General features: G+C 51.8%; 16 protein-coding genes. 8 read left to right on the plus strand and 8 right to left on the minus strand.

Going from position 1 to position 21,140, the window contains the following annotated elements; all coding sequences use genetic code 11:
• Positions 1–218 precede the first annotated feature (218 nt).
• Positions 219–2,102: a sigma 54-interacting transcriptional regulator gene (locus tag E8E78_RS00530; protein ID WP_280311598.1), complete on the minus strand. Its 1,884-nt coding sequence runs from the start codon at positions 2,100–2,102 to the stop codon at positions 219–221.
• A 198-nt stretch (positions 2,103–2,300) separates the two neighbouring features.
• Here E8E78_RS00530 and cynS point away from each other — a divergent pair, with 198 nt between their 5' ends.
• Both cynS and E8E78_RS00540 read left to right on the plus strand, forming a co-directional pair.
• Positions 2,301–2,741, plus strand: coding sequence for a cyanase (gene cynS, locus E8E78_RS00535; protein WP_280311599.1), 441 nt, complete (start codon positions 2,301–2,303; stop codon positions 2,739–2,741).
• A 66-nt stretch (positions 2,742–2,807) separates the two neighbouring features.
• Positions 2,808–3,632, plus strand: coding sequence for a formate/nitrite transporter family protein (locus E8E78_RS00540; RefSeq protein WP_280311600.1), 825 nt, complete (start codon positions 2,808–2,810; stop codon positions 3,630–3,632).
• A gap of 505 nt (positions 3,633–4,137) precedes the next feature.
• Here the strand turns inward: E8E78_RS00540 and E8E78_RS00545 are convergent.
• Both E8E78_RS00545 and E8E78_RS00550 read right to left on the minus strand, forming a co-directional pair.
• A complete protein-coding gene (locus E8E78_RS00545; RefSeq protein WP_280311601.1) occupies positions 4,138–4,581 on the minus strand; it encodes a MarR family transcriptional regulator in 444 nt (147 codons plus the stop codon).
• A 91-nt stretch (positions 4,582–4,672) separates the two neighbouring features.
• Positions 4,673–6,334 carry a Na+/H+ antiporter gene (locus tag E8E78_RS00550; RefSeq protein ID WP_280311602.1) on the minus strand — a complete coding sequence of 554 codons (1,662 nt, stop codon included), beginning with the start codon at positions 6,332–6,334 and terminating at the stop codon, positions 4,673–4,675.
• Between the two features lie 509 nt (positions 6,335–6,843).
• Between E8E78_RS00550 and E8E78_RS00555 the strand changes: the two genes are divergently transcribed.
• The 4 genes from E8E78_RS00555 (at position 6,844) to E8E78_RS00570 (ending at position 11,713) form a co-directional block, all read left to right on the plus strand.
• Positions 6,844–7,578, plus strand: a complete 735-nt coding sequence (locus tag E8E78_RS00555; RefSeq protein WP_280311603.1) for a LuxR C-terminal-related transcriptional regulator — start codon at positions 6,844–6,846, stop codon at positions 7,576–7,578.
• Between the two features lie 182 nt (positions 7,579–7,760).
• A complete protein-coding gene (locus tag E8E78_RS00560; RefSeq protein WP_280311604.1) occupies positions 7,761–9,194 on the plus strand; it encodes an aldehyde dehydrogenase family protein in 1,434 nt (477 codons plus the stop codon).
• A gap of 25 nt (positions 9,195–9,219) precedes the next feature.
• Positions 9,220–10,311: a Zn-dependent alcohol dehydrogenase gene (locus tag E8E78_RS00565; RefSeq protein WP_280311605.1), complete on the plus strand. Its 1,092-nt coding sequence runs from the start codon at positions 9,220–9,222 to the stop codon at positions 10,309–10,311.
• A 505-nt stretch (positions 10,312–10,816) separates the two neighbouring features.
• Entirely contained in the window at positions 10,817–11,713 is an 897-nt protein-coding gene (locus E8E78_RS00570; RefSeq protein WP_280311606.1) for a LysR family transcriptional regulator, read from the plus strand.
• On the opposite strand, the gene E8E78_RS00575 is transcribed toward E8E78_RS00570, so the two are convergent.
• Complete coding sequence (locus E8E78_RS00575) at positions 11,710–12,858, minus strand: porin (RefSeq protein WP_280311607.1); 1,149 nt, start codon at positions 12,856–12,858, stop codon at positions 11,710–11,712. The genes E8E78_RS00570 and E8E78_RS00575 overlap by 4 nt on opposite strands.
• Positions 12,859–13,221: 363 nt before the next feature.
• Between E8E78_RS00575 and E8E78_RS00580 the strand changes: the two genes are divergently transcribed.
• Positions 13,222–14,520: an MFS transporter gene (locus tag E8E78_RS00580; RefSeq protein ID WP_280311608.1), complete on the plus strand. Its 1,299-nt coding sequence runs from the start codon at positions 13,222–13,224 to the stop codon at positions 14,518–14,520.
• 29 nt (positions 14,521–14,549) lie between these two features.
• A complete protein-coding gene (locus tag E8E78_RS00585) occupies positions 14,550–15,722 on the plus strand; it encodes a M20 aminoacylase family protein (protein ID WP_280311609.1) in 1,173 nt (390 codons plus the stop codon).
• 74 nt (positions 15,723–15,796) lie between these two features.
• On the opposite strand, the gene E8E78_RS00590 is transcribed toward E8E78_RS00585, so the two are convergent.
• From E8E78_RS00590 to E8E78_RS00605, 4 genes are all read right to left on the minus strand, one after another.
• Entirely contained in the window at positions 15,797–16,663 is an 867-nt protein-coding gene (locus tag E8E78_RS00590) for a transporter (RefSeq protein ID WP_280311610.1), read from the minus strand.
• 268 nt (positions 16,664–16,931) lie between these two features.
• The gene (locus tag E8E78_RS00595; RefSeq protein WP_280311611.1) at positions 16,932–18,158 is read right to left on the minus strand and encodes an FAD-dependent oxidoreductase; all 1,227 of its coding nucleotides are present in this window, start codon (positions 18,156–18,158) and stop codon (positions 16,932–16,934) included.
• 374 nt (positions 18,159–18,532) lie between these two features.
• Positions 18,533–19,636 (minus strand): NAD(P)-dependent alcohol dehydrogenase, encoded by a 1,104-nt coding sequence (locus tag E8E78_RS00600; protein WP_280311612.1) that lies wholly within the window; start codon positions 19,634–19,636, stop codon positions 18,533–18,535.
• A 38-nt stretch (positions 19,637–19,674) separates the two neighbouring features.
• On the minus strand, positions 19,675–21,138 hold the full coding sequence (locus E8E78_RS00605; RefSeq protein WP_280311613.1) for an aldehyde dehydrogenase family protein: 1,464 nt from the start codon (positions 21,136–21,138) through the stop codon (positions 19,675–19,677).
• Positions 21,139–21,140: the final 2 nt, after the last annotated feature.

Here is a 21,140-nt window from a genome sequence, read left to right on the forward strand (position 1 = left end):
GTTCGCTGCTCGCTCGCTATCTATGGATAGGTATCGTCCTCATAGCAGCCCTTATTATTCTTGCGAGCCAAAGTTCCACGGTGGGCCCCCATAGCGCTGCTAAGCGGGGGCGGTGCTCTGCATCACCGGTCACTATTCCTTTCCTGATCACCCCGCCCCGCCTCCACTTGACCGACGTTCGCATCAGTGGTCTTTTTCTCTGGCTTCTGCGAACGGCTCTATTTGTAATCTCTCGGCACTACCCCCCATTTTTTGAGTCGAGAAGCTAAGGTTGTGGGCTTTAACCCCAGTAATTGCGCTGCACCACCCTCTCCGGAGACTTTCCCTGCTGTTCGCTTGAGCACAGAGATCGCGTTCAGCTTCATCTGTCGGTCCCAGTCTTCGTCGGCAGTCGGCTCAGGCTCAGGCTCAGGCTGGGATGGTGTAACTGAAGACATCGAGCCACTGGGCATGGCGCTGGGTGCTAGAACCTCCTGAAAGCTCACGCGACCATCTCGGGAGACTATTGTCTGTCGTTCAATCACATTTTGAAGCTCCCGGATGTTGCCTGGCCAGGCGTACTGCTGAAGCACTTCAACCTGGGACAGGGGCATACGAATACCCGGTTTATTGAAAGCTACACTTGCCCTTTCAAGAAAATGACTGGCAAGCAATGGGATGTCATCAAGTCGCTCTCGCAAAGGTACTGAGCGTATAGGGAACACATTTAGACGGAAATATAAGTCTTCTCGAAACGCTCCTCTGGCAACCATATCTCGCAGGTCACGGTTTGTTGCCGCGATAACTCGCACATCAACGGCCGTGGTACGATTGTCGCCTACAGGCTCAAACTGGCGATCCTGTAGAACACGGAGCAACTTGCTTTGCAGTTCCAGCGGAATTTCTCCCACCTCATCCAGAAATAAAGTTCCCCCGTCTGCCAGCTCGAAGCGTCCCACTCGATTGCTGACCGCTCCAGTGAAGGCGCCTTTAAGATGGCCAAAGAACTCGCTCTCGAAAAGTTCACGGGGCACCGCGGCGCAGTTGACCCGAATTAGCGGGCGGTCGCGGCGGGGACTGCTGGCATGAATAGCGCGAGCCACAAGCTCTTTACCCGTTCCTGACTCGCCGCTTACCAACACGTTAGCGTCGGTAGCTGCCACTAGGTCGATCTGCTGCAACAGGTGCTTAACCGCGAGGCTTTCACCAACAATCTCGTGGTGATTGCCGTGGGCGTTGATTTCTTCTTGCAGGTACTGGTTTTCCATCTCCAGTCGAGTCTTCAACTGCTCCACCTCACACAAGGCATCGCGCAAGCGCGCTTCGGTACGGTGCCGCTCGCGGATATCGCGAAAAAGCACCACCGCCCCCACCAGCCTTCCCATCTCGAAGATGGGTGTGCTGGTGTACTCGACGGCGATCGGTTCGCCGGTCTTGTGCCAGAACACTTCGTGATCCACGCGATGTATCTGTCCATCGCTGAACGACGCATGGATGGGGCACTGATTGACCTCGAATCCACTTCCGTCACGGTGGCTGTGATGGAACAAATGGTGGGCATCCTGACCAATCATATCGGCGGCACTCCAGCCCAGAATACGTTCGGCCGCAGGGTTGATGAAGGTAGTCTGGCCACGGGTATCGAGCCCATAGATGCCCTCGCCCACGGCGCCAAGAATAAGCCGGTTCTGCTGCTGGATGCGCTCAAAAACCTGATTGATCCGCTCCCATCCCACATGGCCCAAGCGGTGCTGCCGACGCGCCTCAGCACGATTACGGCGCAGCTCCAAAAGGTCTCGCCGCTGGATCACCAGTACCATTTTCCCTTCAGCCGCGCTGGCAGTAACCTCCACCGCTATCTGCCGCCGTTGCAGGTCCACCAGCAGCAAGTCGTCCGACCAAGCTTCGCCTTGGGTCAGCACCTCATCCGTAAAGCTCACCCATAGGGCGATACCCCCTCGCAGAAAATGGCTAAAGGCATGACCGGGGAGTACATCGGCGTTGCAGCCCAATAGATCAAGTGCAGAGTCGTTTGCTTGCAGCACCCGGTCATGCACTGGGTCAACTAGCAACATGGCAACGGCGGAGTTAGATGCGATTCCAATGGCTATGACGTCCGTCACTGAGGTGCACCCCTAAAAAGTGCTCACGAAATATCGTGAGTCTTGTGACGATATTTCGTAATTCACAAAATTTCGTCAAGCAAGGTTTTTATCGAAAAACAATAAAACAAACAAAATCATACAGTTACATGCAGAATTAAGTTGGCACACCTCTCGCATTAGGATCATTCAAACTAAGTACACTGCGGGAGCAGAAAAATGGACAAACTCGAAATGCACCACCTGATCATGGCTGCGAAAGCACGCAAAGGCCTGAGTTGGGATGATCTTGCCAACGTAGTGGGTAAGGCCCCGGTATGGCTTGCCTCGGTCTGCTACGGCATGAATAGCGCGCCGTTGGAGGTGGCAACGCACCTTTGCGAGGTTCTGGAGCTGGATGATCAAGTCGCCGCTACCCTAACCGCCTTTCCAATTAAGGGCTGGGATAAGACCATCCCTCAAGATCCGCTGATCTATCGCCTGTATGAAGTAGTGGGTGTCTACGGGCCCACCCTCAAGGATGTGATCCAAGAGAAATTTGGCGACGGAATCATGAGTGCCATCGACTTCTCTATGCATGTCGACCGGATCGAGGACCCCAAAGGCGACCGGGTTTTGTTGACCCTCAATGGAAAGTTCTTGCCATATCGCTCCTGGTAAACGCATTCAACCCTCGGCGCCCGCTTTTGGGGGTGCCGCATTTCGCCCGCAGTCGAGGGAACCGCCATGTCTTATCTGCTACCAACCGATTTCGTCACCAAGATGCTCGATGCCGGCGCATCGAAGGTTCACATGTCCACTCGCGACACCCTGATCCGCAGCTACATGGCCGGGGCGATTTTGGCCCTAGCGGCCGTATTCGCAGTAACCATCGCAGTACAAACAGGCTCGGCACTGCTAGGCGCAGTGCTGTTTCCAGTTGGTTTTTCGATGCTCTACCTTATGGGCTTCGACCTGCTTACAGGGGTCTTCATGCTTACCCCACTGGCATTGCTGGACAAACGTCCCGGGGTCACCGCTAGAGGAATACTGCGTAATTGGGGCCTGGTGTTCGTCGGCAACTTCGCAGGCGCCCTTACAGTCGCCTGCATGATGGCCTTCGTCTTTACCTATGGTTTCCATGCTTCCCCCGGAGCTGTGGGAGAGAAGATTGCCAGTATCGGTGAGGCCCGCACCCTAGGTTACGAGCAATACGGGCTAGCAGGCTGGGTGACGATCTTCCTACGCGGCGTGCTGTGCAACTGGATGGTATCAATGGGTGTGGTCGGAGCGATGATCTCCACCTCTGTGAGCGGCAAGGTGATCGCGATGTGGATGCCGATCATGCTGTTTTTCTTTATGGGCTTCGAGCACTCGGTCGTGAACATGTTTCTGTTCCCGTCAGCGATGATCATGGGCGGCGGCTTTTCGATCGTGGACTACTTGGTGTGGAATGAAATCCCCACAGTGCTTGGCAACTTGGTGGGTGGCCTAGCTTTCACCGGCCTGACGCTATATGGCACCCACATCCGAACAGCAGCGAAAAAAACCAGCAATGCGACAGCCTGCTGAAGCGAACAGGCAACAGGCCGCCTCAGTCGCGGCCTGTATCTCCCGATAATCACCGAGACAGCTATTCGTGGATGGTGGTGCCGGGTTGGTCGCAGCCTCTGCAGGTGGAGAATCTTTTGGGCTGCGGGATCAGGTCGATTAACAGCGCTTCGCCGTCAGACCTGATGGCGATGACAGAAAAGCCCTCCCAAAAGGGCGGAAACGTATTAATATCGTGCACAAGAACGCCGGTTTGTAGATGTGCTTGCTCGCACGAACATTATCTATCAAGCCGGCGTTCTTGTTTCTGTCTTTCCCTGAATTCCGTGAAGAACCTTTTTATTAGCCTACGCGTGATGGAAGCGCCGCTTCTTGCCCTTCCTCTACAGAAATGATAGGCACGCGTTCTAAAGCCCATACAGTAATGAAAAAATCAATTGCACTGAACAGCATGCACGCACGACTTACCGGGCATCCGTATCCAGCGATGCATGTAACTCAACAATTAAATGCGAACCAACAACAATCATAACAAATCCGCATGCTGCGACTTAACCTCAAGATACAGAAGCTCCATGTACTTTCCGATCATAGTCACATCAGCCGGCGAAAAATTTCGCATTGACTCTGATACGACTAAATCTAAAACAGCTCGCACCTGCTCACTGATAGCCACCCCCACCGCAGTCAGATGAATTTCTTTACTGCGACGATCTCCAACACAAACTCTTCGAACAATCAGCTGACGCGACTCTAGTCGATCAAGATGATTCACCAATGTCATTGCTTCAATCCCCATGGCCGAAGCTAGAGCTATTTGTTTAACTGGCTCAAGACGCTGTATATGCAAAAGCGCATTCGCAGCTGCTGGTGGTACGTCCAACCCTGCCTCACTCAAAGCGCAATAAAATCTCATCCTAATCAAGCGTGCGACCGAAACCAAATGAAAAGCAAACGAATCATTAATCATCTAAAACCTGCAAGACCTCAATTTTCATGCCAACAATTAGGTCACCCACGCTTAGAACCCGCGCCGCAGGGTGACAAATTATCATCTCTATCTAAATCCATCGGCCGTATTTATTAGACAGCCACGCCTCATGTGCATCAAGTCGATGGAGTAAAGGAAGCAATACTTCATCGCCAATTTCCGCCGAACGGCGCATACTATATAGTTTCGTACGTTGCGCTCGCAGCCCGCTCACACGTAGAGCATGGTCAAGTTGGCCGCGCACATGCTGACGGGTAACTTCTGTAACTGCCAGCTCAGGAATCTCAAGCGCTCTCCGATACTCTGCCATCAATTCCGCTTTAGCTTCAGCCATCAGAGCTGTATCTTCAGCGTTTGAAGCTATAAATCCGGCAAGCTCCTCATTCTCGAGCGCATGAATGGCAGCCGCGGCAGTCTCACGCCAAGCGCTTTGCATTTTTATTTCCTGCACATCACCCTTAGTGATCGACAAATCGCGGAGCAGTAGCGGCAACCCAACTGCCGCACTAAAAAGTGACATCAGAATAACACCAGCAGCAATAAAAATAATCAAATCTCGCTGCGGAAAAGCACTTCCATCCCCCAAAAACAGCGGAACTGACAGAATACCGGCTAATGTAACAGCTCCTCGAACTCCGCCCAATGCTGCAATCGAAGCTATACGAAGTACAGAATCTTGCGGTTGCTCCTGTAAATCGCCGCCGACCATCCACTTGAAACGCAGTGAAAGCTTTAAATAACCCCAAACCCAGACAAATCTAAGTACAAAGAGAGCTACAAATATCGAGAGCACATAGAAAAGCAACAGTGACGACTGCCAAAGCACGTCATGGCTGTGCTGCGCCACCGAGTTCAAAATGTCAGGAAGTTGCAAACCAAGTAAAAGAAAAACCACTCCATTAAAACTAAACTCCAGCATTGACCAAACACTGCGATTAAGCAGTCGCGTGCTGGTTTGCCTTGGCAACAGGTCTGCCCAGCTCTGCATCATTCCGGCAGCCACTGCAGCGAGAATCCCAGACACTCCTAGATTTTCAGCAGCAATGTATGATGCAAACGGCAACAAAATTAGTAGCACCACGTGAAGTGCGGCATCCTCCCACCCCCTCAGTACCATCCAACCGCGGACTCGCCCTAACAACCAACCTAGAATAACTCCCGTACCCAGCCCGCCTACTGCCACGATCAAAAAGTCAATGCTTGCTTCAGGTAACGAAAAATAACCGGTCACAGCCGCTGCAACGGCAAATTTGAAAGCCACTAAGCCGGAAGCATCGTTCATTAATGCTTCCCCCTGTAGAACACACATGAGTTTCTTTGGCAGTTTCTCCTCCGCGATAGCGGATACCGCTAAAGCATCAGTTGGGGAAAGAACCGCCGCAAGAGCGAAGGCCACAGGCAGAGGGACTTGTGGAAGTAAATGAGAGATAAAAATTCCGCCACCAATTACGGTAAACAACACCAAGCCGAAAGCTAAAGTCAAAATTGGCCAGCGCATTTGCCAAAACTCGTTTTTCGGCATACGCCATCCGTCAGCAAAAAGTAATGGCGGAATAAACAAAAGCATGAACAACTCCGGCTCTAGCTTGATATGAAACCCAAGCATCGGTGTTGCGAGTAGTGCACCAGCCGTAATCTGAATCAGTGGTAGAGGTAACGGCAGTAGGTGGGCCGCAACACGTGTCGCTCCAACGGTCAACAGAAGGGTGAGCACTACATAGACAATCTGCATCGACAACATTCCAAATTCAATATTCTTTACTCATCTAAGGGCAATGCCCTCTTCTGAGGTAATACAACGACTAGCCAAAAGATCCTCAACGCTATCCAGAGCTATCCAGAGCTATCCAGAGCTATCCAGATACAAGCAAATGGCCACCAACTTCATTAGCATGCTAATCATATGCTAAGCTTAGCAAATCGTAAAGTCACGCCTCCACAGAGGCCTCTGGAAAAGATATGCAATGGCTTCCCGGAGCAATCGAAGGCGCAGGCCGTAACGGTCGAGTACTGAACCTCGTTGCTATGCGGGCGATCAAGCGTAGCGGCTCTAATCGTGAGGTTAGAATTCGACACGACACGTACAACCCCGCTGGACTCATGAGCAAGCGCCAGTGGTAGATACCAAAATTACCGTCGCCCGTAGGGGGCCTAATGCAGTGGAATTCAATTCTTGATACCTGGTCTACCGCAAGCCGCTCTGAGGTAGCGGGGCTAGTGTCGGCCATCGGGACGGTGCGAATGAAAGATCGCCTGATGTCCTTTTTCCGCGATATTTGTCAAGCCGCCACATATTCAGTCTATGAGCGAATTGAGACCGGATTCTCACACGTAGAGAGCTACAGCTTAAATCAGCAGGAAAACCCCACGCGTCATGCAGAAATCTATGCAACACGTTTCTGGGAAAATGACCCTTTTCACCGCGAAATGATGACAAAATCAAGACAAAGCAGAACCGGCGCGATGAAAATAGACTATCAGCGTTTACCTGAGGGGGAATTACGGAATATTTATGCACAAGCTCTAGGTGAAGTTGCTCTCATATACGGCGCAAGCCAAGGCTCGACCTTCGTAATAAGTTTGGTAAGACCATTCCAACATGGGGGATATTCCGAAACTCAGCTTGAAGCTTTAAGGTCTATATCGCCACTAGTTATTACTATCCTAGCCAAGCACTACGAGCTAATTCCAAAGCTTGAAATACTGCGCACACCCTGGAAATTGAGCGATATACAGCAGCGATTAAAAAAATACGCCATCAATCTACCCCAACGGGAACTGGAAGTTTGTGCAAGGACATTGTATGGCATGTCTTCGACGGGGATAGCCCTCGACTTGAATATTGGCGAGGAAAGTGTAAGGACTTACCGAAAACGTGCGTATGCTCGACTCAGAATCGGCAGTGCATATGAACTTCTCGGATATTATCTAAATCTCTTCAGCCCCCAACCATCGCACCTTACTCGAAATAACTAGTCCACCCCCCCGCAGCACTTCAATCGTCAATGTCAAAATCTGCAGCATTAGCACCAACAGAAGGCACTGAATTGCGCAGTCCCCCTGCGGGGGGACTGCATATTGCTACCTAATTATCTATAGTCGGAGTCAGCAGCAGTTATCCCTGAGTTCCAAAGTTTTTGATATCAGAAGGAAAACGCATGATACCGTTCAAAGATAATGTATACCCTATGATCATTGGTGGCGAACCCATTACCTCAACCAACACCTTGAGTGTGATTAACCCATCAACTGGCGAGGCATTTGCGACGATTGCCGACGCGTCAAATCAACAGGTCAATTTAGCAGTAGAAAGTGCTCGAAATGCATTTCGCGACTGGAGTCAACTGGCCATCTCTGATAGAAAATCTCTACTATTACGCACAAGTGAGGTCCTTGAGCGAAACATTGAAACGCTGGCCAAACTACTTACTTTAGAGCAAGGGAAACCGCTAAAGGAATCATTCGAGGAAGTACACCTCTGCGCCCAATGGTTTCGTGAAACCGCTGCAATGGAAATACCAAGCACGACTTTGCGAGATGATGAATATCGTAGGATAACCACAAAACACGTCCCCTTGGGGGTGGTTGGTGCAATTGTTCCGTGGAACTACCCGTTGATTCTAGCAACCTTTAAACTTGCACCTGCTCTTCTCACAGGTAACACTGTCGTACTCAAGCCTTCACCTTTTACCCCGCTGGCTACCATCCACATGGTGGCTCTGATGCACGAAGTATTGCCCGCCGGCGTCATCAATGTCGTCACGGGTGGAGACAATGTTGGCCCTTGGATCACTGAACATCCAGACATCAACAAAATCACTTTCACTGGTTCAACTCAAACTGGCAAGGCAATCCTCCGCAACACATCAGCAAGCTTAAAACGCGTTACTCTAGAGCTTGGAGGGAATGATGCCGCTCTTGTTCTCATGGACGCAGACCCTAAGACCATAGCGCGCGATTTATTCTGGGCAGCCTTCAGAAACAATGGACAGATCTGCATCGCAGCTAAGCGCATTTATGTTCACGCGTCGATCTATGATGACGTCGCATCAGAACTGGTAGCCTACGCTAAAACAGTGAAAATGGGGGACGGTTTTACAGACGGCGTTCAGCTAGGACCCATTCAGAATGCATTACAATATGCACGAATCAAAGAGCTCCTGAAAACATCCCATATGGCTGGAGTGAGATTTTTGACGGGTGGAGACGTGCCTTCAGGCCCTGGATATTTTATTCCCCCAGCTATTGCGGACAATCCTCAAGACAGCCTACCGATAGTTTGTGAGGAAGCGTTCGGACCTGTAGTCCCCCTATTAAAATACCATTCTATAGAAGAAGCAATCAGCCGCATTAATGACTCTATTTATGGACTTGCGGGATCAGTGTGGGGCAAGGATCTTGACCTAGCGGAGGAAATTGCCAAAAAAATCGACAGCGGCACGATTTGGATCAATACCACACAAGAACTGCATCCACGACAGATATTCGCTGGCCACAAACAATCTGGATTAGGTACGGAGAATGGCATTGAGGGCCTTTTGGAGTATACGGCACCTCACACAACAGTCGTCAAAAAACAACAGCATAATTAAACCCACGACCTTCATGGAAATAAGAATGAAAGCTGCCGTATTAAATTCCTTTTCCGGACAATTCGACATCGAAGAGTTGGAGATTGATGAGCCAAGAGGCTCTGAGGTACTGGTTGAAGTCAGAGCTGCCGGCTTGTGTCATTCAGACCTGCACATGGCATCACATGACTATGGAACCCCGTTACCGGCAGTATTTGGCCACGAATTGGCCGGTGTAGTTGCTCAGATAGGCCCGGACGTCAGAGGGTTCCAAATTGGCGACCATGTGGTAGGCTCACTACTGCAATCCTGCGGCCACTGCAGTTCGTGTGTAGGCGGCCTCTCATACCAATGCGATGATCCCGATAGTACTCTGCGAGCGCCTAGCCAAGGTCACCGCCTGTTTCGACACGGCAGGCCAGTTACGCAAGTTTTTGGCACAGGCGGATTCGCCGAATTTTCACTCATCCATGAGCAACAACTTGCTCGCGTCCCTAAAGAGATGCCTTTTGCTCAAGCGTGTATTTTAGGCTGTAGCACCGTCACAGGCGCCGGAGCGGTGCTAAATACCGCCCAACTTCGAGTTGGAGATTCCATGGCGGTAATCGGCGCGGGAGGCGTAGGATTGAATGCGATAGCCGCTGCCAAACTAGCTGGAGCCCGTGAGATCATCGCAATTGATATACTGGACTCTAAGCTTGAGACTGCAGAAAAATTTGGAGCAACACATACAATAAATTCCGCGAAGACTGAAGCTGTTACTGCATTACGGACAATTGCACACGCTGGCGTCGACCACGTGTTTGAGGTTGTCGGACTTAAGTCCACTTCAGAGCAAGCCATCCAAATGTGCCGTAAAGGCGGCTCCACGTATCTCATTGGTGCACACCGCCCTGGGGCGAAGATAGAAATTGATGTCAACAACGACCTTCTTATAGGGCAACGGCGAGTTATCGGTGTATGGATGGGCTCCTCGAACATCAAGAATGACATCCCGAAGTATGCGGAGCTATATTTACAAGGCCAATTTGACCTAGATAGCCTTATATCAAGAACTATTAACATTTCTGAAATAAATGAGGCTTACAGCGAGCTTTCCAGCGGCACCATAGCACGGAGTGTCATCACTTCCTTCTAAGCAACTACGCCATAGTGGTTCTCACTTTAAAGCTGAGGCTCATAATCATGATGCCTCAGCTCCACACTCTATTCTGCCATCGCAGAAAATAGATCAATGTAGATCGTCACCCAATATGCCGCAGAAGAAAATCATGTATCAAGGCACTGTTGGCATGTGCTAAATCGGACAACCTTTAGGATGCGTACGCACATTTATCACGAGCTGTGCCTGATGCATCCACGGATACGTCCTTCATTATTTTTGATCAGTCGAAAGATGACCTTGCAACGCAACCGTCGTTAACCTTCAATTATCATCATGGCGACTTGCAATCCCAACCTGACTGCCGCCTGCGACGCCGAGCTGAGGAGCTGGCCTAACTTTTATCTCGTGCAGCGCTTAACGGTACTGCACCAATTGAATGAATTAACATCGCTCTACAAGCCGCACAAATTACTTTTGTGAGCTCTGTGAACCAATATGCGGTATGATTTGATTTCAGACTTCAGCACTAGGATCGAGAATGAACCTGCGACAACTGCGTGCCTTGGTGGAGATTCATGAGACCGGCAGTTTACAAGATGCCTCTCAGCGCATGCACGTTACCCAATCAGCTCTGAGCAAAACGATCAAAGAGTTCGAATCAGAGATGGGCGTAAACCTACTCGTACGCTCGAATAAAGGGGTCCTCCTGAGTGAAGGCGGTTTGCGCCTCCTGCCGCACGCACGGCTAACCTTGGAAAGCGTGAGAAGAGCCCAGCAGGACATCGAGGACTTCAAGGGAGTAGTGGTCAGCGAGATTAATATCGGGGTTACCCCCGTCACTGCGATGTTCCCTGCACTGAATGAGGCACTCATCCGCTTCCAGACTATGCACCCGCAAGCCTGCCTTAAAGTCCAGGAAATGCGCCCAGCAAATTTGCTGCAACGGTTGCGAGATGGCTTGCTTGATTTTGCCCTTACCTCCCAGATGCCGCTCACGACCATCGGTCTTGAATGGCATTCGCTAGGTCAATTACCCAGCGCGCTGATAGGAAGGCGCAACCATCCGCTGCGAAACTCCCGCTCGCTGCGCTTACTGCAATACGCCAACTGGATAAGCGCCGACCCTCTTGCAGACTCACAGTCCCAACTGAACCAGCTATTCGACGGTAACGGCTTACCTAGACCCGCGCGTATGATGGAATGCACCGCTTTGAGCCTGGCTTTCCAGCAGGTTTCACAGACCGACGCCCTGATGATCACTTGTCGCGTGAACCATCAGGATCCCAAGGCAATTCTCCCTGGGCTGGATATTCAGGAGATCCAAGTCAACGAACCCACCCCTGATTATCCAATAAACCTGGTTTGCCCAAACAGCGCCTACCTCACCCGCAGCGCAGCTGCCCTTTTCGAGATGCTGCGCTACCCCTCCCATTAGAAGTGATAGTAGAAACCCACTGCCAAGTCCTGCGGGGTGTCATCCCGATCCTCCAGTGGAATCGCAGCAAGGGTCTGGCCGGCTTCGGCCTGATTCACTACCAAGCCAGCACGAACATACACCGCAGTTCGGGGATTGAAGAAATGATCGTAACCGACCATGAAGCCCCAGGCATCATTGTCGCGCCCCTGCACTCTTCGGTTGACCACCACGGCGCGGGCCAGATCCTTACCGACAGGTAGCATGGCGCCAAGAGTAACTACATTCAGCTCGGGCGCTACCTCGGTATCCACCACTTGCCGCTGCCAGGCAGCGCTTAAACTCAGAGGGCCTAAGTCATAGGCCAAGCTCGCGAAGTAGTAGTCATTGGCTGTCTGCACTTCACGGTCTCGTCCATTGGTGTAGGGGTCGCTCCAATAACGACTGTAACCGGAGATCAACATCAACGTCGGGGTCACGTAATCGAGGCGCATCCCGCCCCCTCTAATTTCACGTCCGCTGCTTGCGGCCGAGTCGTAGTTGAAACTCAGCGCCGAGGATAGGCTCCAGCCTTGGAAGCGCGGGGTAGTGTAGACAATTGTATGCTTGGGGCGCATGTCCACGTAGTAGGAGCCGGCGGTCGCCACGGGAAAACTCAGTGAAGAGAACGGCGAAAGTTTGGCCGGACCAAGAAAAGGATCAAGCATCGTAGGAGCCGTCACTCCATACGTCTTACCCACATCGAGTTTGCCCCAGGTTTTCGATCGCAACCCCACCATGGCCAGACGCAGACGCCCGACGTCTTGCCAGGTTGAGTTGTCACGGGAGAGCGCATCACCATCAAAATTGAATCCTTCCTCTATGTCGATAACCACCGACATGTCATCTGTCACTGGAGTACGCGCGAAGACACCTACCTTGTTGGTCCACGCGCCACCACCTGCCAGCCGAGTACCGCTGCGACTTCCGGAATCATAGGTATCGATGTAAGCATCAACCGACCCATAAAACTTCAGGGTTGAGTCATGTCCCGTATCCGTTGCTAGAGGCCCCCAGCCGGGAGCTGTCATCTGCAAGCCAGGAAAGTTGGCGGCAGCCACATCCAAAGACAAGGCAGTGAAACACAGGCAAGCAGTGATGCATGAACGCGAAGGACGATTAGACACTGGACTCAACCTTGATGAATGAAGGGGAGCCGCAGCATCCTCTGGCGCCACAAACCAGGAAATTCCGACTTTCTCAAGGCCATGAAATAACTGACCAAAGCTCTCAGAAGCCGGTGCAGAAAGCCCCGGAAGATATCAAGGGTCACAGACGCCAAAACTTAAGACGAATAACCCACCTCGACTCGGCTTAGCCAGCACCAACTCTGAGCACTACTCGCCGTTACTGCACAATCTTGATGCTACAGCGAATGAATGAAGGGCTCTTGGTAGTCGTAAAGCTCAAGGCATTGCCAAATCGCCAAGTGCTTGTTTCTCCCGCTTGATGAAAACTGGCTCCGACTTCAAACCGGGACCAAAACCGCCATGAATCAACCTATTTCTCCGACCTCGCCGCCCCGGGGTATCGATACGCCGGCAGGTCCGGCAATCAACTCACGCCGGGTCATAATTGCCTCCTCGCTAGGCAATGGCTTGGAGATTTTCGACTTCACTGTGTATAGCTTTTTCGCCGCAACGATTGGCAAACTGTTCTTCCCTGCTGCATCAGCACAAGCATCACTGCTACTGTCGCTCGTTACATTTGCCGGAGGCTTCCTAGCCCGCCCCCTCGGCGCGTTGCTAATCGGGCGAATTGCCGACCGCCACGGGCGCAAGGCTGCGCTGTCTTTGACAATCGCGCTGATGACCGCCGGCACTGCCTTCATCGCCTTCACACCTAGCTATGCCAGCATCGGCATCTGGGCAACGATCCTTTTGGTGCTCGGGCGTCTCTTGCAGGGAATATCAGCCGGTGGCGAAGTAGGTACCGCAACGACCTTTCTGATGGAATCAGGGCGTAAGAACAATCGCTGTTTCATGGTCAGTTGGCAATGCGCGAGCCAGGGAGCCGCGGCCCTCGCAGGGGCGCTGACCGGCCTATTGCTGACCTCCACGCTTAGCCCTGATCAGATTGAGAGCTGGGGATGGCGCCTGCCGTTCATACTGGGCTTACTAATCGGCCCGGTCGGGTGGTACATCCGCCGACATCTGGACGAAACTCATGAGCAAGGTGGAGATGCACTTCCCTTAGGACAGGTCTTACGCCGCCGTAGCAGGCCGTTACTGCTAGGTATCCTGGCCATGGCTGGCTCGACCGTAACGATGTATCTGGTGGTCTACTATATGCCCACCTACCTGACTCGTACTCTTGGTTACCCACCTCAGTTTTCCTTCGCCCTTGTCGGTCTGGCCTGCGCACTGATGGCAGTAATTCCCCCCGTCGCGGCCCGCTTTGCAGATCGCCTGCCACGTCGCAAGCCAATCCTTTATGCAACTACCGCCGCAACCCTCGCAGCAGCCTGGCCGGCATTCTGGTTGCTCGGACTTAATAGCCAATTGATGTGCATGATTGCGATCGTGGCACTGGTACTGCCGCTGTCAATTGCAGCCGCACCAAACTTCGCTCTCCTGATGGAGGGCTTTGACAAGGCCGAACGCGCCACATGCCTATCCTGCGTGTACAGCGTTGGTGTGACCTGCTTCGGAGGTTTTTCACCGTTAATCGTAACCTGGCTAATTGGCGCAACCGGCAACCCGCTTACCCCCGCCTTCTATCTCATCGTGGCACTACTCATCAGCCTATTCGCTTTGTGCCTTTATCCCGAGCATCCCGGCCGCGACTAACCTGCTGACAAGTAATCAAGGAACAGTTCATGACCACTGATCATTCGACCCTGCGTGACCGCTCCGGATTTTTCACCCAGATCCGCCGTGAAATCCATCAGAACCCCGAACTGGGTTTGGAAACGCCTCACACATCCGAACGTGTCGCCAGTCTGCTTGAGGGTTGGGGATATGAGGTACATCGAGGCATCGGTGGCCATGGTGTTGTGGGCGTATTGCGCAAAGGGAATGGACCTCGACGCTTGGGTATCCGAGCCGATATGGATGCACTCCCCATTATTGAACGTAATGGTCTTCCTTGGGCCAGCCAGCATCCTGGACGAATGCATGCTTGCGGGCATGACGGGCATACCGCCACACTGCTTGCTGCCGCCGAGCAACTGGCTTTAAATTGCGAATTCAATGGGACTTTGAATCTCATTTTCCAGCCGGATGAAGAGGGACTGATGGGTGCCGTTTCCATGATCCAAGACGGCCTGTTCACTCGCTTCCCATGCGACGCTGTCTTCGCCCTGCACAATATGCCGGGCCTGGATGTGGGCCAAGCTGTGGTTTCCGATGGCGGTACTGCGGCGTCTTCCGAACGCGTACGAATCATTATTAAGGGTAAAGGCGGCCATGGGGCCATGCCTTCTCGCGCTATCGACCCAATCCCGGCGATGGCAAGCATCATCACAGCGCTGCAAACCGTAATCTCCCGCAATCTGGATTCGAATGAATCAGCAGTGATCAGCATTGGCCAAGTTCACACCGGCTCCGCTTACAACATCATACCCGAGCAGGTGGACATCGAACTCGGTGTACGCACCTTGAGTAGAGAAGTTCGCGACCGCGTAGAAACACGCATTCGTGAAATTGTCCAAGGGCAGGCTGCGGCATTCAATGTGGAGGTCGAAATTGACTACACCTTGCTGGCTCCTGTATTGGTCAATACTCCAAAAGAAACTGCGCAAATGCTAGCCGCCGCTCGCCGGGTATTAGGTAATGAGCATGTTTTGGAAAAACTGCCCGCGCGGTTAATGGGGAGTGAGGATTTTGCGTGGATGCTCCATCAGATTCCTGGATGCTACTTCCTGCTCGGTAATGGAAAAGGGCAATTCACCGGCTGCTCTCCGCACAATGACAAGTACGATTTTAATGATGAAATAATTCCGTTGGGTGCCGGCTGCTGGGTGGAGTTGGCTCGGGAAATATTGATATAGGTTGCCGCCCCATCAATAATTAAAAATTTTTAGTAGCCATATAAAGCGACCCATGGAGGGCCGCTTTATATTCCTTAGAAGATTTTGGCAAATCGTACAACAGCCATCAGGTCGTGTTCAAATCCACCTTCAACATCAATATCTTTGCCCAGCATCACCTGCGTCTGCACCGTCGGTGTAAGCCAGTGGCTGGCGAACAAGCGCACCTGCTGGCTGTCGGTCTTAGACCCCGAGTACTGATCATCAAGGTATTCCTCCCCCCCGTAAAGCCTGGAATACCCTACAGATACCGAAGTCGCTGGTGAAAACTGATAACGGAGATCAAGCTGAACCTGGCTAGCCGGGTCAACTGACTTTTTAACACCGTTATGCCTCTCACTTTCATAAAATCCTACGTCTGCGGTAGCGTCAAGGAAAAACCCGTTCCCAAGTCCTTGAACCAAACCAATCTGAGGGGTAAGAGCCCAAGTCCCATCGCCAACGTTCACCTTATCACTATCGTAATCTCCGGTAGGGGCCGTGACAAAAAGTGTAAGACCCAAGGTAGTCCCGGTAGGTTCGGAGGACGCAAAAGGATATATTGTTGCTCCGATGGTAAGGTCGCCAACCCCTGAGTTTGTTTTTTGATCTACACCCCCAATTCTGACCGTGGACAAATCAGCAATGGGAACGAAGAACTGAAAGGAGGTTTTCCAGCCACCGATTTCGGCATACTGCACCCCGCGAACAATTCCAGCAGAAGCTTTTAGTTTGGAGTTCGGTACGTCACCACTACCATCGAGCTTAAATTTATCTGCGCTCTCATATTGACCATAGAGCAGTAGTACGGTGGTACCGTCACCAGCCCAACCATAGTCACCAGGCATTCCATCGAAAGCGAAGCTGGAGCCAACAAACGAAGCAAGCAAAGCTGCAAAAACCTTGGAGTTCAGTTTTTTCACGACGATCACCTTTTTATTGTTGTAATACGATTGCGTCGCGGAACGAAAACAATAAAAAACCGAAAGCTAATTATTTAGCTCGCAGACTTCACTGTTCGCTCCGTCACTAAGAATGAAATCGGCGCTCTATCAAGGGAATTGGCGCCAAGTAACTCTACGCTTGACCTACACGCAAATCAGTTGACTGACCTACAAAAAACCAACTTTAGAGAGGTGCATTTGATTTCTTCAGTTCGAGCAGTGCACCAACGCGATATGTGCTCACATGTCAGCCAAGCATCGACTTCAGCGAAATTTTTGCATCGCTCAGGGTGACGCGAGGAATCGCTGCTCCCTCCGCAACAAGGGCACGTCCTTGCACATAGTCCTGCGTGGCATTTACACAATCCAGAGCCACGACACGCCCCTGTTTCAGGTAAATCACTGAAAAAGATCGATTGGTGGGATCTCCTCTCAAAATAGTTTCATCATGACCAATAGATAATCCAACGGTCTGAAGACGTAAATCGTATTGATTCGACCAGAACCAAGGCACAGCATGATAATCCTCTCCTACTCCGAGGATTTCCTTCGCTACAACGCTTGCTTGATCGTTGGCATTCTGAACAGACTCCAAGCGCATCGCCTCACCACCCGCATAGAAATTGGTGTGACACGCGCAGTCACCAATTGCAAAAACATCAGGCAGCGACGTGCGACAGCGACCATCTACTTCAACGCCGTTGGCGCCACAAGCTCCAGCACTAAGCAGTTGAGAAACCTCCGGAATCAGGCCAATCCCTACAATGACCAAGTCTGCTGGAATCTTTGTACCGTCGGTTAAACAGACCCCGGTCACATGCCCATTGCTGCCTTCCAAGGCATCTACACCTATTCCTAAGCGGACAGTCACTCCATGCTTACGGTGTTCAGCCTCATAAAAGCGTGAAATAGTTTCTCCGGCAACTCGCGATAAAACCCGGTCCTGGGACTCAATTAGGTGTACAGGATGGCCGAGCTTGCTTAATACTGCGGCCGCTTCAAGCCCAATGTAACCACCACCAACCACCACAATATTTTGGGCAGCCCCCACCTCAGCAAGGATCGCATCAACATTGGCGCGATTTCTAACGACATGAATTCCATTCAGCTCTGCACCGGCACAATTCATACGCCGTGCTCGGCCACCGGCGGCCCAAATTAGTTTTCCGTATCCGATACGTCTTCCTTCAGCCGTCTCGACCTCATGGACCTCCGGACTAACTTTTTCGATACGGCAACTTGGCAGAAGGGCAATCGCTCGATCGTTCCAGAATGCGGCTGGGCGAATCAAAATCCGCTCAAACCCTTTCTCCCCAGAAAAATATTCTTTCGACAGCGGAGGACGCTCGTAAGGAAGATGAGGTTCTTCCCCTACCATTCCGATGCTTCCAGAGAAACCATTCTGACGCAAAGCGATTGCCGCTTGGGCTCCGGAATGGCCAGAACCCACAATTAAAACGTCGAAACGTTCCATCTTACTCCTCCGGTGCTATCTCAATGGTCAGCCCGTCGAACGTATCTTCGATTTGAACTTGGCAAGCAAGGCGGGAGTTGGCACGACGAAATAAACTTCCCTCAAGCATATCGCCCTCATCACTACTAACGGGCGGCAAGTATTCGCCCCCCTCCAAGACGAAAACATGGCAAGTCGCGCAGGAGCAGCACCCTCCACATAGGGCGGTGACATCTCCAACGCTAGAATCACGCAAACTCTCCATCAGCGTCACACCAGGGCTTGCAGATAATTCAACTCGAACACCATCACGGCACACGACTGAAATCATGGGCATATAGTTCACCTTTTAGATTGGAGCCAACTTAACCCCAAGCATTACTCGAATCAGGCATTTAAGTTAGCAGAACAGCTTTCACACAGATGCCTTGCGCCTGATCGGCAACAGCATCATTAATGCGTTCAAGAGAATAAGTCTTGATTAACTTATCGAACGGGAAGCGCCCGGCTTTGAAGTGCGATAACAACTCAGGAATGAAAGTATCCTGATCGCTGTCTCCCTCAATGATCCCGTGGATTCGATGGCCATATGTGATAAGCGACGCAAGGTTCAGAAAAACACCGCTATCTGGCTTAGGCGGAACGCCTACCAGCCCAAGCAAACCATGGCTACCTAAAGATGCCAATGCGGCCTCTACCACTGACTCTCGACCACTGGACTCGAAGGCGAAATCCACTCCTGTGGGAAGTATTTCGCGGATTTGGGCTGCGACATCTCCAGCCAGTGGGTCAAGAACGTGATGCGCACCTAACTCTAAAGCAAGCTCTCTTCGCCCTGGCATCGGTTCAACAAGAATGATGACGCCACACTCTTGAATGACTGCCCCCATTACAGCGGCCAAACCTACGGGACCCCCACCAAAAATTGCAATACTGCTTCCTTTTGGACAGGCCAATGACCGAATAACGCCCCCCGCGCCTGTTTGCAACCCGCAACCTAGGGGGCCAAGAATCTCCAATGGAAGCTCTGGGTCTTCGACTTTTACGACATTTCGCTCGTTAGCCAGCGCATGACTGGCAAAAGACGACTGACCGAAAAAGTTGGCCGAGACACGTTCTCCCTCAATCGAAATGGCCGATGAACCATCTGGCCGGGCGCCCGCAAAGTTACGAACCGGGAATTCTGAACAGTAGGCCGACAAGTGTTCACGGCATCGAGGACAGACGCCGCAGTTATTAAAGCCGATGATAACTCTATCCCCTGGAGACACTTTAGTTACAGCTCTACCAACCTTCTCAACTATCCCTGCCCCCTCATGACCAAGTACCGCCGGCAAGGGAATAGGAATAAATTGATCACGAGCAACTAGATCTGTATGACACAAGCCTACGCCAACGATTTTCACCAAAATCTCATCATCGCGCGGAGCCTCAAGAATAGCATTCTCAAGGGTAAAGTCGGCGTGAGGATGCCTGGCCACAGCTGCCAAAATTTGCATAGTAATCCTCTCTTTTTATTTTTAGTGTGTGTCTATGTCTAAGCTAATGAGACCACCACAGACTTAGGTTCTAGGTAGGCGTCTAGCACCTCAAGTCCATTCTCCCGTCCCAGGCCGGACCGCTTCATTCCACCGAAAGGAAAACTAGGGTCCGCCAGCAAAGCGCAGTTGACGAACACCGTGCCAGCTTGCAACTTGGCCGCAGTGCGATGAGTCGTAGCAAGATCACGGCTCCATACATGGGCCGCCAGCCCATAAGTGCTATCGTTGGCCCGAGCTATCGCTTCATCCAAGTCATCAAAGCGCGCCGTAGACAGCACCGGACCAAAAATCTCTTCACGCATTATTTCCGCATGCTGTGGAACGTCGTGCATGACAGTAGGTAAGAAGAAATGACCTTGTCCGGGAATCTGGATATTTGGCACATCGTAACGACCAATGCCTTCTGCTAATGCCCTCTCAACAAAGCCGGACACTCGCTCATGCTGGCGGGCGCTGATGAGCGGACCAAGCTGACTGCGTGGATCGGCACTACTGCCAATTTTCAGGCTGGAGGCAACACCGGCGATCCCTTCAAGTACCTGCTCGTAGATCTCTGCATGGACATATAGACGAGTACCGGCATAACAAACCTGCCCGCTATTAAAAAAACAGCCCATTGCAGCTTCGGGAATTGCTCTTGCCAGATCCGCGTCTTTACAGATGATAGTTGGAGACTTTCCACCTAACTCAAGCGTAACTCGTTTGACTTCAGGGATAGCGGCTTGAAGCACCGCCTGCCCGGTAGCGGTAGAGCCGGTGAAAGCAACTTTTGATACATCAGGATGTGCGGCCAGCGCGGCTCCCGTAAGTCCTCCACCAGTAACTACAGAGAGAACACCTGGTGGGAATCCTACCTCCAATGCAATTTCTGCCAGGCGCAAAGCACTTAGTGGCGTTTCAGGGGCAGGTTTAAGCACCACAGTACAGCCGGCCGCCAAAGCCGGAGCAATTTTCCACATCGAGAGCACCAGCGGAAAATTCCAAGGAGTGATCGCAGCCACCACCCCCACAGGTTCACGCCGGGTGTATACGTGAAAGTCCCCTGGGGTTGCCGTCAGACTGCCTGATCGGCCTGCCAACTTGCTTGGCCACCCAGCGAATACACGCAACCAGCTAACAGCAGCTGGAATGTCGACAGACTGGACAATCGAGATGGGTTTCCCGGTATCCAAAGCCTCCAAAGCGGCCAATCGGTTTGCATCAGCCTCAATCGCATTTGCAAAACGATGCAGCAAACCTTCCCTCTGAAGTGCCGTCAGATCACGCCAGGAAGTGGCGTGAAAGGCTGTTTTTGCGGCTTTGACTACTGCGTCTACGTCAGAAGCAGATGCACTTGGTATTTCAGCGATAACCTGCGCAGTGCAGGGGTTCTCGTCGACAAAGATGTCAGAAGTCGAAAGCAGCTCTGTACCTGCGCGCAACATCAAATCAGGGAGCACGAGCCCGTGAAATCCATGCATGA

Origin of the sequence: Pseudomonas sp. BN505 (assembly GCF_029873175.1) — a bacterium.
GTDB lineage: Bacteria > Pseudomonadota > Gammaproteobacteria > Pseudomonadales > Pseudomonadaceae > Aquipseudomonas > Aquipseudomonas putida.

Excerpts from the sequence above, each read along its gene's own strand:
- E8E78_RS00605 (WP_280311613.1), bottom strand. The coding sequence starts at position 21,138 with ATGCATGGATTTCACGGGCTCGTGCTCCCTGATTTGATGTTGCGCGCA.
- E8E78_RS00555 (WP_280311603.1), top strand. The coding sequence starts at position 6,844 with ATGAAAGATCGCCTGATGTCCTTTTTCCGCGATATTTGTCAAGCCGCC.
- E8E78_RS00550 (WP_280311602.1), bottom strand. The coding sequence starts at position 6,334 with ATGCAGATTGTCTATGTAGTGCTCACCCTTCTGTTGACCGTTGGAGCG.
- E8E78_RS00585 (WP_280311609.1), top strand. The coding sequence starts at position 14,550 with ATGACCACTGATCATTCGACCCTGCGTGACCGCTCCGGATTTTTCACC.
- E8E78_RS00540 (WP_280311600.1), top strand. The coding sequence starts at position 2,808 with ATGTCTTATCTGCTACCAACCGATTTCGTCACCAAGATGCTCGATGCC.
- E8E78_RS00545 (WP_280311601.1), bottom strand. The coding sequence starts at position 4,581 with ATGATTAATGATTCGTTTGCTTTTCATTTGGTTTCGGTCGCACGCTTG.
- E8E78_RS00565 (WP_280311605.1), top strand. The coding sequence starts at position 9,220 with ATGAAAGCTGCCGTATTAAATTCCTTTTCCGGACAATTCGACATCGAA.
- cynS (WP_280311599.1), top strand. The coding sequence starts at position 2,301 with ATGGACAAACTCGAAATGCACCACCTGATCATGGCTGCGAAAGCACGC.
- E8E78_RS00560 (WP_280311604.1), top strand. The coding sequence starts at position 7,761 with ATGATACCGTTCAAAGATAATGTATACCCTATGATCATTGGTGGCGAA.
- E8E78_RS00595 (WP_280311611.1), bottom strand. The coding sequence starts at position 18,158 with ATGGAACGTTTCGACGTTTTAATTGTGGGTTCTGGCCATTCCGGAGCC.
- E8E78_RS00600 (WP_280311612.1), bottom strand. The coding sequence starts at position 19,636 with ATGCAAATTTTGGCAGCTGTGGCCAGGCATCCTCACGCCGACTTTACC.
- E8E78_RS00580 (WP_280311608.1), top strand. The coding sequence starts at position 13,222 with ATGAATCAACCTATTTCTCCGACCTCGCCGCCCCGGGGTATCGATACG.
- E8E78_RS00570 (WP_280311606.1), top strand. The coding sequence starts at position 10,817 with ATGAACCTGCGACAACTGCGTGCCTTGGTGGAGATTCATGAGACCGGC.